Source organism: bacterium, assembly GCA_016708025.1.
Lineage (GTDB): Bacteria > Zixibacteria > MSB-5A5 > GN15 > FEB-12 > FEB-12.
Genome location: JADJGQ010000001.1, coordinates 1,030,645 through 1,044,376, shown reverse-complemented (window position 1 = coordinate 1,044,376; position 13,732 = coordinate 1,030,645). Strand labels below are relative to the sequence as shown.

The 13,732-nt window shown below is 52.9% G+C and carries 10 protein-coding genes; all 10 read right to left on the bottom strand.

Features of this window, described 5'->3' with window-relative positions; genetic code table 11:
* Positions 1 to 2: 2 nt before the first annotated feature.
* The 10 genes from rimO to IPH75_04610 all read right to left on the bottom strand — a co-directional run bounded on the left by rimO (position 3) and on the right by IPH75_04610 (position 13,696).
* Entirely contained in the window at positions 3 to 1,325 is a 1,323-nt protein-coding gene (rimO, locus tag IPH75_04655; GenBank protein ID MBK7141354.1) for a 30S ribosomal protein S12 methylthiotransferase RimO, read from the bottom strand.
* Positions 1,326 to 1,329: 4 nt separating this feature from the next.
* On the bottom strand, positions 1,330 to 1,938 hold the full coding sequence (locus tag IPH75_04650; GenBank protein MBK7141353.1) for a hypothetical protein: 609 nt from the start codon (positions 1,936 to 1,938) through the stop codon (positions 1,330 to 1,332).
* Positions 1,939 to 1,970: 32 nt separating this feature from the next.
* Entirely contained in the window at positions 1,971 to 4,262 is a 2,292-nt protein-coding gene (locus IPH75_04645) for a DNA translocase FtsK 4TM domain-containing protein (protein ID MBK7141352.1), read from the bottom strand.
* Positions 4,263 to 4,367: 105 nt separating this feature from the next.
* Positions 4,368 to 4,643: an HU family DNA-binding protein gene (locus tag IPH75_04640; protein ID MBK7141351.1), complete on the bottom strand. Its 276-nt coding sequence runs from the start codon at positions 4,641 to 4,643 to the stop codon at positions 4,368 to 4,370.
* Between the two features lie 133 nt (positions 4,644 to 4,776).
* Entirely contained in the window at positions 4,777 to 8,172 is a 3,396-nt protein-coding gene (locus IPH75_04635) for a hypothetical protein (GenBank protein MBK7141350.1), read from the bottom strand.
* Positions 8,165 to 9,352: a hypothetical protein gene (locus tag IPH75_04630; protein MBK7141349.1), complete on the bottom strand. Its 1,188-nt coding sequence runs from the start codon at positions 9,350 to 9,352 to the stop codon at positions 8,165 to 8,167. The genes IPH75_04635 and IPH75_04630 overlap by 8 nt, the downstream gene beginning before the upstream one ends.
* The gene (locus IPH75_04625) at positions 9,327 to 10,271 is read right to left on the bottom strand and encodes a hypothetical protein (GenBank protein MBK7141348.1); all 945 of its coding nucleotides are present in this window, start codon (positions 10,269 to 10,271) and stop codon (positions 9,327 to 9,329) included. Before IPH75_04625 ends, IPH75_04630 begins: the two co-directional genes overlap by 26 nt.
* Positions 10,271 to 12,013 (bottom strand): hypothetical protein, encoded by a 1,743-nt coding sequence (locus tag IPH75_04620; protein MBK7141347.1) that lies wholly within the window; start codon positions 12,011 to 12,013, stop codon positions 10,271 to 10,273. The genes IPH75_04625 and IPH75_04620 overlap by 1 nt, the downstream gene beginning before the upstream one ends.
* A complete protein-coding gene (locus tag IPH75_04615; protein MBK7141346.1) occupies positions 11,994 to 12,764 on the bottom strand; it encodes a fumarylacetoacetate hydrolase family protein in 771 nt (256 codons plus the stop codon). The genes IPH75_04620 and IPH75_04615 overlap by 20 nt, the downstream gene beginning before the upstream one ends.
* Complete coding sequence (locus IPH75_04610) at positions 12,761 to 13,696, bottom strand: histone deacetylase (GenBank protein ID MBK7141345.1); 936 nt, start codon at positions 13,694 to 13,696, stop codon at positions 12,761 to 12,763. Before IPH75_04610 ends, IPH75_04615 begins: the two co-directional genes overlap by 4 nt.
* Between the last annotated feature and the right edge of the window lie 36 nt (positions 13,697 to 13,732).

Sequence of the window (13,732 nt, the reverse complement as noted above, 5' to 3'; positions counted from 1 at the left end):
CTTTAGTCACTCACCGTTGTGGCCGAGAGGTCATATCCGTCTGCCGAGTCTATCTGAACCATGCGGATCTGGCCGACCGCCAGATTCTTCCCATGGACATGTACTTCCTGGTCAATATCCGGGCAATCTCCCTGGGTGCGGGCGATCGCGTGTCCTTCGTCGGTCACCGAATCGAGGATCACCTCTAATCTACGACCGACCAATTCAAGATTTTTGTCGAAAGCGATATCCCGCTGAAGATTCATCAGTGCATCCATTCGCTCAGACTTGACCTCTTCCGAAACCTGTTCTCCCATCTGTTCAGCGGGAGTCCCCTCCTCCGGAGAATAAGTGAACACCCCCATGCGGTCAAATTCAGCCTCGCGGGTAAATTCGAGCAGTTCTTCGAAGTCGCGGTCCGATTCACCTGGAAAACCAACTATGAAGGTAGTTCGCAGAGTCGCCCGACCGTTTTGCGACCGGATGCGGGAGATCAAGGCCTCGATCTTCCCCCTGTCGACTCGACGGCGCATATTGGTCAGCACTGAATCGCTGATATGTTGTAATGGAAGGTCAAAATATGGGAGTGTTTTGTTATCTTCCAAAAGATAGTCGATCAAATCATTTTCGAGGCAGGCCGGATAGAGGTACATCAGCCGGATCCATTTGAGATCCTCGATCTTCTCCAACTCCTGTAACAGGCGAATGATATTCATTCCCTCAGGCAGGCCGTATCCATACATGGTAGCTTCCTGGGATACCAGGATCAGCTCGCGCTTGCCGTTCTTCGCCAGAAACTCGGCCTCGCGGAGGATCGAATCCAAGGGGCGACTCCGGAACTTGCCGCGCATGAGCGGAATAGCGCAGTAAGTACAGGCCCGATCACAACCGTCGGAGATTTTCAGATATGAGTAAGGAAAGCCATCTGAGATGTACCGATCTTTCCAACTGAGGTATCCGAGTTTACGTGACTCGATCCGAACAGTCTGCTTGCTTCTCAGTTGATTGGTCACGGCCTGGGCAATTGAATCGAGCGCGCCATGTCCAAACGCCCCATCCAACTCAGGCATCCCCTCCAGCATTTCGTCGCCGTATCGCTGGGTGAGACATCCGGAAGCATACAGCGTCTTCAACTGGCCGGACTTTTTAAGCTGGCCCAGCCGGAGAATCTCGTTGATCGATTCTTCTTTGGCCGGGAGGATAAAGCCGCAGGTATTCACGATGACCGACTCGGCATCATCGGGCGTATTGACCGGTTGATGTCCTTCCTCGATCAGGCGAGCCGAAATATAGTCGGCATCGACATCGTTTTTGGGGCAGCCAAGTTTATGGACGTAAAATTTCATTCACCTACAGCTTCACGCGTTCGGCCGACTTGGGGAAGTCAGGCTCGAATTGCCGCTCTTCGCAGGCAGCGTGATGCGACTCCTTCAGCAAGACAATGGTCACCAACTCATCGTTTACGTCAAAGTAGGCTATCCGGGTGATCCGCATCTGTTTCGGGTCGATGGAAACAGTCATTGAATCCGGGATAGAACCGCCTTTGGGACCGGTGCGCACCAGGAAGTACTCGCGGTCCGGTCGTAGTATACGGGTTTTGAACCAATCGTCAAGCTTCCGAATGTAAGCGACTTCGGAGCTCATGGCGCGGGTAGAATCGATAGTTTCTATGATAACTTGATCGCTGGCCTTGGAATAGCTGAAGAACTGCTGGTCGGTTCGAAGGAACTTGTCCTCCCCCATCGTCACCAGGAACCGTCCATCTTTGGCCAAAGTCGCGGTTCCATGGGCCGTGTCAGTCCGGTCGAAGATATCAGACTCAAGGATCGAGAGGAATTCAATTTGGATACAGCCTGACTCGGCCAGGTTCGCTTTTATAGTATCAAAGCGATCGGCCGCGCTGAGTCTGGAGACCAGAATCAGTATAAGCGGTGCCAGAAACAGGAGTGATCGTCTCATATCTTACACCCTTATACGTATGGACAGTGAGGTCAGTTCGAGTCGGAATCCCCTTTACCGGCACCAGCTGGTGCGGCAAAGAGCGTCTCAAGGTAGGTTTTGTCGACAATAACTTCGCGGGCTTTGGAGCCATCAAATGGGGAAACGATCCCCGCTTCTTCCAATTTGTCAATTAGCCGGGCCGCTCGCTGATAACCGATGCCCAGTCGACGCTGCAACAGCGATACAGAACCCTGTTTGTGGCGCACCACCACTTCGCAGGCCTCACGGAAGAGCGGATCACCCAGATCAACACCATCAGACTCTTCCTTGTCGGCATTGGTCTGTGAGATCCCCTGGAGTAGTAGCATGCCGATCTTTTGTTCGCGAATGAAATTGACGATTCCATCGGTTTCATCGCTGGACAGCCAGGCACCGTGAATACGAATCGCTTCCGGCTGACCGGAACTCAGGAAGAGCATATCTCCCGCCCCAAGTAGTTTTTCCGCTCCGTTGGCATCAATGATCGTGCGAGAATCAACCTTGGTGGCCACCTGGAACGCGATACGGGCTGGGAAATTCGCCTTGATCAAACCGGTGATAACGTCAACCGAGGGGCGCTGAGTTGCGAGGATCAGATGGATACCGACCGCGCGGGCCATCTGCGCCAGGCGGGTGATCAGCATTTCAGTCTTGGAAGACTGCGATGACATCATCAGGTCCGCCAGCTCGTCGACAAATATCACGATATACGGAAGCTTATCTTCTTCTTTTAACTGCTTCTTGTTGAAGTCTTCAATATTGCGGACACCTGCAGTGGCCAGGCGGCGATAACGGGTCTCCATCTCGACCACAGCATCCGAGAATACCTTCTCTGCTCCGCGAGGCGTGGTAACGACAGCACGTCCAAGATGTGGCAACCCCTGATAAACCGAGAGTTCAAGCATCTTTGGGTCGACGAAAATGAACCTGACCTGCAACGGGTGCATCCGGTAAATGAGCGACGTGATCAGCAAGTTCATGCAGACCGACTTACCGGAACCGGTCGCACCGGCGATCAACAAGTGAGGCATCTTGGCCAGGTCGGTGACAAATGGCTTGCCGGCCGTGGTTTTCCCGAGTGCCATCGGCAATCGAATTGCGGGATTATTGAATTCCTCGGAAGAGAGGATATCGCGGCAAAAGACCATCTGAGGAGTGCGGTTCGGGATCTCGACTCCCACTGCCGCTTTCCCAGGGATCGGGGCAATTATGCGTATCCGTTTGGCCTTAAGAGCGAGCGCTAGGTCATCTGCGAGGTTGACTATCTGATTGACCTTAATCCCCACACCGGGCTTAAACTCGTAGCGTGTGATGATAGGGCCGGGGTAACGTTCAATTGGGCCATCGATATTTACGCCAAACGTCTCAAGTGTATCTTTAAGGGCCTTCGAGGTCAGATTCAGTTCATCGGCACTGACCGCCTGCCCTGTGTCAGGATTCTGCTGGAGCAGTTCGAGCGATGGATACGTGTACTTAAAGGATGTGACCTGAATCGGTTCAGGCGCTTTCTTCACAGTAGTACGTCGTTTCCCAGGCTTGTCAGCGCGTTCGTCAAACAGGTCGAGCGGCTCGGCCTCTTCGTCATCGAACTCTTCAATCTTCTTCGGTTCAGGCTTTCTGACGATATGTTCATCATCATCCGCGAGTTCTTCTTTCTTGGATGAGCGAAAAGCCCATTTGAAGCTGAAGAAGTTCTTAAGTCCCTGCAGCGGCACCTGGTAGAGCTTTTTCCAGGGGGCTGAGCCCTGTTTGATCAGATGTCCAAGCAGGAACGGAGTGATTACCGTGTACAGCAGGAGCAGGATAAGAACCAGTCCCCCGAGCATCAGATAGGAGCCAGTCGTGCCGACCAATTTCAGGGTCAAAGTCGTCAGCAGACGCCCGACGTAGCCGCCAATCGCCCCTGAATCGGTGGCAATCGCACTCCCCTGGGCGAACTGAATATTGATCATCATGGTGGCGCAGAGTCCCACAATAAAGAGCAGGATCACACGCATGCGGACCTTTTCGACCACCTGCTTGGAGAAAAGCCCTAATGAGACCGAAACGAGCCCCAGAGGTATAAAGAAGGCAAGCCAACCAACCACAAAGTAGAGCAGGAAGGAGAGATAGGCGCCAAGCATGCCTGCCTGATTGGCGAAATTTATCTCCCACGGATTGAGGGCTCCATCCACTTCGCCGCTGATCCGAGCGTCGTCGATCTGGTCATGCGAGACCAGGGCGACCAGCACAAAGAGGGCGGCTATAACCAGCCCAACTCCGACTATCTGTTTTCCGCGATTCGATTTCTTACGTGATGCCATAACTCCGGGCAATTGAACGACAGATGTGTACAAAACGCAATTATAAAACAGCCGAAAAAGCGAGGCAGGACGCCAATCCTGCCTCGCGAAGTAATTTTGATGAGACTACTTGCGAACCGCTTCTTTGAGGCGGCTTCCGGCCCGGAAGACAGGTACTTTGGTGGCCGGGATGGTGATGATCGCACCGGTCCGGGGGTTCCGTCCGGCACGAGCTTTCCGCTTGGAGATGGTGAATGTCCCGAACCCGGAGAAGCTGACTTTCTTCCCCTTTTTGAGTTGCGTGGTGACATTCCCGATCAGCGCGTGGAGCGCCTGTGTCGCTTGTCGTTTGGTGATCCCGGATTGCGCAGCCATCTGGGCAATCATCTGGTCTTTGGTCATTGCGTATCCCCTCTCACAGGATAAGTTGATTGGCATTGAATGCGTTCAGGTCTATGTTGACCCCGAAGGGAATTTGAGTCAACAAAAAAACGAACCATCACACGCGGCCCACTGCCCCCAACAAACCAGACGACTACTGGTTAAGGAAGGTGCCGGCGCTGGCGGTGGAACTATTATCCACCTTGATCGCCGGAATGGCCGTCACAAACAGGCGGAATGAATAACCTCTCCCTGAGCCGATTGGAACCCAGTTGAACTCCCCGGTCCAACAATGGAGAGTCTTGCGAAAACCGATCGAATTCCGAATCGTCAACTGCCGCCCGATGTCATAGTACTGCGAATAGGAGACCGAAGTTGTCGGAGTCAGGTTGAAATCGAGGGCCAATTGCAGGAAGCTTGACTTCACGAATGCCTTGTCCCGGCCGGACTCACTGTAGGAATATGAGAGCCTGGTCTCCCAGCCTCTTGCCCGAGAAGATTGCGGAACGGTTGGCGCAGTAGCGCCAGCGGGTCCCATTGAATCTGGTGGGCTCGCTGGCTGGTCGGCGACATCATCAAACAGGAAACGTGAGCCGGCGATACGTATTCCCGCCTGGAGACTGAACTGCTCAAGGTATGGGCTCCAGAAACGGACCTCACTTGTGCCGGGGCGGTAAAACGAGTGGCGAAGATTACCGTTCAATGTTATCCGAGGTATGACATTCGACTGAAAGCTGGTGGTCAGGTCCGATAGGTTGAATGAATCCTTTTCCAGATCATAGCTGAATTCTGAATACAAGGATAACAGCTCAAGCGCGAGCTCCCCATCCCCTTTCTTGATCTTTGCTTGGTACAGCTGACGCATGGAAAACGTGAGGTTTTGAGCTGTAGCCACCGTTCCGGTTCCTACGCCTGTAAAATTACGTACCTCCCGATGAAGGTCCGCCTTCGGTACGTATGTATACGATACCGAGGGTGAGAGTACCTGACGTACGCCGAGCAGGCCAAGCATGTTCGGGTAGACAGTCCCATAAATATCGGTTCCGGCCGTCACCCCGGCAGAATAGCTATAGGTCCGATAGAATGAGGGTTCCAATCCAAGCTGGCGAGTCGTGTCTGTCTCGTACAGGTACTGCCAGTTCTCCCGATAACTGATCGCCGGATTGAACCGGATGAAACGTGCAAAGGTCAATGGGAGATTGGCGCCGAAAGAGTAATCCTGGGTCGCATACTTCTTGCGCATGAAGTAATAAGTTGTGTCCCGCGTGACATCTTGGGTGGTGTCGTTGGTGTCTACAACGACCGTATCAACCAGGCGTGTTCTCGAAGAAAAGAAGGCAAACGACGTGCGCGGGGTGATACGCAGGTTGTGATACCATCTTGACTGAAGTTGTCCATCGGCATCGAGCTCTCCTGACCCAAACGGAGAGATCACCGGGAGCGTTAGGCCGACATTCTCAGTCTTGTCGACTCTGCGTTGGGTTTGCGGTGTTTCATCATGCGAAAATCCACCCGACAGGGTCATCGACTTGTTCAGTTTTTTGGTGAAGCTGAACTTGCCATAGATCTTATTATTCAATCTAGTGTCGAGATCGGTGGAATAGTCAGCGTAATATGTCTTGTCTGAAACGTACTGACCAATTGACGAGACACGGAAAGTTGGGCTGAAGTCGTGATTGTGGGCCGCGTAAATGTCGTACTTTGTCGATTTGGTCTCGGATGCCAGACGCGAATCGTAGCTCGTTTCTTTGGTGTAGTTGCCGCGAAGGTAGCCATCATACACATACAACGTCTTGTAGCGGAATTGCCCCGAGAAGGTAAACGCGGAGCGACTTTCGTGATAGCTCATTGCCCCCTGCAGATCGTAATGTTCGGAGGCGGCCCAGTAGTAGCCGACATTCTGGATATAACGATCTCCCTGTTCGATGTTGCCAAAGGTAAATGGGAGGATGCCCGAGTGTCTCCCCTTCTTTAGTGGGAACACATAATAAGGGAGTGCCAGGATCGGCAGACGTCCGATATTCAACACCACGGGACGGGCGATGAGCTTGTCATCCTCGATAAACTTCATGTTTTTTGAATAGAAATGAAAATGCGGTTCGTCGGCATCGCAGGTGGTGTAGCGGCCATCCTCAACATAGAAAATATTCTCCTGAGCGCGATAGACCCGTTCACCATAATAAAAGCCGGTTTCATACTTGGATTTCGATTGAACGATCTTCCCTTTTTCCGTGTCAATCGAGTATTCCAGGTAATCGCCGTACAACTCTTCCTGCTTGTCTTTCAGAATGACCGGGATCGGATTTGGTTGGTAGCGGGCGGTCAGGGTGCTGTCATCGGGGAAGCTGTCGCAAACGATGTCAGCTGAGTAGGCCTTGATCAGTCGGTCCCGAGTATCAAACAGCACCTGGTGAGCATCCAGCTCAACTGTTCCTGATTCAATGTGCGATTGCCCAAGCAGCGTGATGACGGAGTCAGCCATTTCGTAGCGAATGAAGGAGGATGAATAGTCGATCGTATCCTGCACGGTGATGACGGTTGAATCGACATTCTTGTTTTTGGTGTTGATATAGTTGCCGATCGCCCCACCCAGGACGGTGACAGACTGTAACTGCTCATTGGCAACTGCGAACTGGATCGTATCGCCGGAGACGGCATTTTCGCTCGATTCGTCCCCTCCCTTCTTAGCCGGATAATACCATGAATAGGCCTGGCCAATGGAAGTTACTCGATCGAGTACGCCATACTTAAAATCAAAATAGATTCGCCGACCGGTCAGGATAGACTGATCGATCAGGACTGTGCTGTCCGGCAGGGTATCCACAACCTCCTTGAACTCCGCGCGAGCCGAGTCGGTGACGTCGATCCGTCGGAGCAGATCCTGTTCTGATAGGACAGAAATGAACGAGCCTTTAACAGTGGATTGACCTCGCACCAAGACTGGCTGCTCATACAGATCAAGGATACCCAGTTTTTGCTGCATGACCGCGCGCCCGGCGGTTGCCTTGATATCTTTGGAGCTGATGATCACCTCGCCCAGGGCGATCGCGAGGGAGGAATCAGCAAAGAATTCTACCTGATTGGCATCGATCTGGACCATCTCAGCGGAATCCGGATAGTTCAGGTAGACGGTCGGGCGTTTCTCCATCCTGAAGTACTTCTTATTCCGGTCATAGAAAGCATTGGTTCCGGTGGCAAAGAGGGAGTCAGTGCGGGACCAGAGTTCGACATAGGGGCCGCGAGCAAAGGCCTGATTGGTGAGAAGATCGTAATCGATTGAATCTGCAAGCAGGCGGTAGATGGTATCCTCTACCATGACGGAGCCGCGGAGGATCGCTTTCTTACCGCGTATCCAGGTGGCGGAATCGCAAGAGATGGTGCCTGATTCGGTGCGGAAAAAGACTGAGCCGACCGCAATCGTAGTATCTTGCGAAACGCCAAGCAGGACTTCGAGCAGATCCGCATGGTCGAGATCCAGGCGCTGTGCTCGCTGACCATGGGCCGAAGCGGCCATTACCAGCAAGGCGATTATGCAGATAATTCTAGGCATGCCCGATGAGTGACAGCAATGCTGCCTTATATTCCTCTAACTTGGCCGGGTCCGCTCCACCCAGTTGTGCCGCTTTGTTACTCCCCCCGCCTTTCAAGCCGATCGAGGCAGAGAGCTGTTTTGAGAGCTCACCAGCATGGAGCTTTGAGCCGGTACCAACCGAGATCAATAATCTGCCGTCCGCGACCAGCAAGGCGACGCCGTTGATCCGCTCGGCGACAGTCGAGCCAAGCTGGCCCGCCGTGGTAGCATCCATGCCGTCAACTGCTTTATACACGAATTTGAGTGCACCGATGGTAACTGCGGTTGCGGCCAGTTCATCCGCACGGATCGGGAGCAGTTCTTTGAACAACGCCCCTAGCTGTTTGCGTTGATCGCGGTTCTCGCCTGTCAGTTTGTCGACCTTATCGTTCAGGTCCTTCAGGTGGCAGGTCAGTGATTTGGTGAGTGAGTCAGTCACAGCAAAACGGAGGCGATAATCCTCGATTGCCTGACTTCCGGCCACGAACTTCACTAAGGCGTGGCCGCGAAGTTTCTCCCATCCGATGAGCTTGATGACGCCCACCTCGGCTGTCGAGTTGCAGTGCGTTCCTCCGCAGGCTGAATAATCGAACTCTCCGACTTTGATCACGCGAAGCTCTCCCTCGCGGGACGGAATTTTGCGGAGGGGAAGTTTGTCCAGCTCCTGTCCGGAAACAAAGAGAATTGAAACCGGCCAATTGGCGAAGAGTATCTCATTAGCTGCCGTTTCGAGCTGATCCAATTGTGACTGATCGATCGAGGGTGTGTTTAATTCGATTGCGCCATAATCATCACCAAGATGTACGGAGACCGTTTCGAACTGGTATTGCCTGACGGCTATCTGCGACAAGATGTGCTGGGCCGTATGTTGCTGGCGGTGCATCTTTCGGCGAGCGGCATTGACAGATCCGGCAACTCGTCTTCCGGGTTCGCCAACACTTTGGCCGGTAATGTGCAAAACGCTGTCATCGGCATCGATGACATCCAGCACCTCAACTCCGCCTAAAACCCCTGTGTCAAACAACTGACCGCCGGAGGTAGGATAAAATGCGGAGCGATCGAGCACCGTCTGATACCGGCCATCGGCCTTTTCAGAAGATATGATCGTCGCCTCAAACTCAAGTAAGGCGGGGTCACGATAATACAGGCGTTCGGTCACTGCTCTCCTCAAGTCTGTTCTCCGCCACGGGGGGTTCCACAAAGTCGGTCATGGCAAGCGAGCCAGCCAGCGATTGCCAGACTTTGGCCATAGCACACGCCTGAAATAGCGCAAATTCTATAATGGCGCCAAATATATTTCCAATTCCGCCGGTCACCAGCAGGGCCAGACCCTCGATCAGCAGCCAGACAAAGACAAACGGAAGGAAATAAACCAGATAGGTTGCCAACGCTTTCGGGCCGCGTCTGGTGACAAGTTGATAAGCGGCTTTGAATGATAAGCCCAGGCCTCCGATTCCAACGGATGGCGCCGGACCTTCCGCTCTCCCCTGCTGCAAAACAAGTGTACGGTGTATTCTGACAAACTCCGAGAAAACACCGCCCACGATCATTACTAAGTAAAGAACGACTATTTTAGCGATTGTGTGCACTAGCTCGGCGTTCGGCCAGAGCGAATGTGCTAACTTTGTTGCCAACTCGCCGAAAAACATCCCCGCCAGGAAAAGCAGGAAATAGATGCCAAACATCCAGAGACCGATAGTCAGGTGCTGAAGGAACATCGCTGCCGACTGCGCAAAGAACCGATCACGGACCGGGGCGTGACGATTGACGAGCGAATCGTAGATGCCTCCATTGAGGAATTGCTTGAGCAGAAACGCCACCACACCAATGGCCAGCATGAAAAGGAGAGACAGGCTGAAGATGTTGTCGTTGGTAAGAATCAGCTCAAGGATGACATCTATCGACCAGTCTCCGAGCAGGACTTCAGCAGAAATGGAGTTATCCAGTTTCGACTGAATGATCAGCAGGATCGGCAGAGTGATTGCCAATCCAAAAAGCAGTTTCAGGCTATAGAGTGAAAGCCAGAGCGTGCGGAACGGCCCAATAATGGCGGCGGCATTTTCCCTGAGCCTTTGCATCACATCCCCCACACCAGACTGATAAACGATTCAACGAGAAACGTGATGCCGGAGAAAAGCCGGAACGCAGCCCCGTGACCGTTGCGCGCATATGAGTTATTGAGATAGTCACTGTCGATGGCGACGGAACCGTTGGGGTCGAATTGTGCCGACATTACCGGTTCTGCGCGTGTTACGGTGAAGAGTTGTTGTCCGGGAGATGGAATAATAAGCGTATCAAAATACGGTTCGGTCGGAAAAGCCAGCCGGAGTCTGACCGGAAACGGAAGCGGGTGGATCGCAGTCAGGGTGACTTTCGACCGGTATTGATTGCTATCCGGGACAGCCTCGGATTCAATCTTTTCCACGCGGTAATCGACTGCTCCTGCAATTCGAATGAACTGTTGCGCGTTCTGTCTTTCTGCAAACGGAGGGTATTGGTTGAGCAGAGCGACAAAGTCTGATTCAGTCGGATAACCAAACAGAAAGCGACGGTAATACTCCTGCCAGAACGGCTGCGCTGAATCGCCAAGGAGACCTGCGATAGTCTTAATGACCATGGGGCCTTTGCCGTAGATCACCGGGAAGTAGTCTTCCCTGGTGTACCCCACTGCCGACCGGGTGATCGGCATAGCATCGAGGTGGGAGTATCCGCGAAGTCGGTTTTCAGAATGAGCTGAGGCAACGAAGCCAAAGAACCTGACATTGTGTGGCTCGCCACCCATCTCAGCATCGTTGATCAGTTCAGTGAAATACTGGGTTATCGATTCATCCAGCCAGGGTTCTTCAGCCTGGTTGGATGCCAGTATGCCATAAAACCACTGGTGCAGAGTCTCATGAATAGCGACTGACCGTAGGAACCGACTATAAGCCCCCGACGAGACATCGGATTGCCAGAACATCTGAGGAAATTCTACGCCGCCTGAGATTCCGATGCCGGTTTCGACTATCACCAATTCTGGGAACGGATACGGGCCGACATGCTCGGCCATCCAGTCGAGAGTGAAGATCACGGAGCGTGCGGTAGAGTCAATTGACTCATCCTCGTTAGTCTGATAGTAGATATTGACTGTCGTATTCTCGCTGGCATAGCTCTTCAGCTTGAATTCTCGCCCGATCAACATCGCAAAGTCGTGGGCAGGTGACAGCAGAAACTGATCCCTGATCTTGTGGTCGGTGGTATCGGAACCTACTCGGCCGGGGGCGATCAGTTGCATACTGTCCGGGTAATTGACAAAGACCTGAAAATCAAAGAAATCGCCTACCAACTCAGATTCGTCATCATATGGGATGACCAGCCATGTTCCGTTCCGATGCGGCGCCGGCATCGGAAACCAACCATCAAGGAGGTAATTCCCTTCAAAATAGCCAAATCGACCTGCCGTTTCCGGGACCCGAGTTTCAAAAAGCAGGGTCAGGGTCAGGCTGTCGCTCGGCTCGGTGATCATCAACGGAATGGCCAGGTCCGTTCCATCAATGACCGGATCGGTCCCCAGACTGACGCCGTTCACTTCGACGGCATGGATCAGCATCCCACAGGAATCAGGAATCTCCTTATCCATTTCCTGGCAGACCCGATTTCCCCAAAGGCGGAAGTGTGGGTTGCTGAAGCTGCTGTCCACTCCGTACCAGGTGACGGCGACTTTCCCTGAGAGCGTTTTGCTCGAGTCATGGAGAGAGACATCAAGAGTTATCCGGTCGCGAGCCATCAAAGACCCGGCCAGGAGTATGAGTGTCAGAAGGCTAAGCCATGCTGTTCGCAAGAGTCCCGATTCCTTCCACACGGACTTCGATAATGTCGCCGGACTTCATTGGGGCGATCCCTGAGGGAGTGCCGGTCGAAATCAGATCGCCGGGGTTAAGAGTCATGATCGAGGAAATGTAACTTATGAGATAGGGGATCTTGAAGATCATCAGAGAAGTCCTCCCTGACTGCATGATCTTCCCATTGAGGACCCCCTCAACCAGGACATCCTGCCAATTGAGTTCAGTCACGATCCATGGACCAACCGGGCAGAAAGTATCGAATCCTTTGGCGCGTGACCACTGACCATCCTTTTTCTGCAAATCGCGCGCGGTGACATCGTTCACGCAAGTGAACCCGAAGATATGTTTTTCAGCATCAGCTTCGGTCACGCCTTTGGCAGTTTTGCCGATCACTACTGCCAGCTCGGCCTCGTAGTCGACGCGTTCCGATTGTGGCGGATGAACTATCTTGTCGCCGGGGTTGATGATAGAGGATGGCGGTTTCAGGAATATCAGAGGATATTCCGGCGGCTTTTCCGCAGAGAATGACGCCTGCACATGAGCGAGGTAGTTCAGGCCGATACAGATGATCTTGGAGGGCTGTACGGGAGCAAGCAACCTGACCTCATCGAGCGGAATGCTCGCGCCGGTTTCGGTGCCGGAGTCCCACGGAGCGCCTGACAACGCAACAATCCTCTCCCCGTCAATTCGACCGAACTTGGCCTGATCGTTCCCCACTGGTGAATACCGAACAAATGTCTGTTTCATGTATGGTCCAATCCAAGTAAGTAATTGCTGATAGAGTCAAGATTCCCCTGCGGGTCGTATCCGCCTTCGAGTATCGAGACTATTCTTCCATTGGCGGTTTCAGTCGCGACCTTGGTTAGAAGTTTTGCCACTGTATTAAATCCGGAGCCGGTTACATTCAGTCCGCCGAGAGGGTCCAGTCGGTGAGCGTCAAACCCTGCCGAAACGAGAATAAACTCCGGCTGATAGCGCCTGAGGGCAGGAAGAACCTGCTGTTCAAAAGCGGCCACCAATTGTAGATCCCCTGCCCCGGCCGCCAACGGAATATTTAGGTTGAAACCTTTCCCTGCGCCGGAGCCAGTTTCATGCACCGAACCAGTCCCCGGATAAAATGGATACTGGTGAGTGGAAACGAAATAGACATCCGGACGGTCATAGAAGATATGCTGGGTACCATTGCCGTGGTGAACATCAAAATCGACAATGGCGACTTTACTGACTTTGTGATGATCGATGAGGTGCTGGGCCGCAACTGCGACATTGTTAAAAAGACAGAACCCCATCGCCCGATCATGTTCAGCATGATGTCCTGGCGGTCGAACCAACAGAAAACTCGATCGAAGTTCACCGGTCATCGCGGCGTCTACCGCCGAGAGTACTGAGTCGACCACTCGCTGCGCCGATTCGAAACTTTGTTCGGAGACATAGGTATCGGGATCGAGATGTCCTGCGCCGTTACGACACGCATGAGAGAGTTGATCGACATATCTCCTGCTGTGAACACGATAAACGGGATCGAGGCCGAACTGACTGATTATGATAGGTTGATACTTGCCACTGTTTGATTGCTCTTTGAGCCAGTTTTTGATCGGCGTAAGTCGGCCAGCAGATTCCGGATGCCCCCCTCTGGCAAAGTGGCTGTTTTCGTTGGTTTCAATGTGCAGTCCGACCATGTGGACAATAAAGAGTCTTCCCCCGACAAGGTCAAT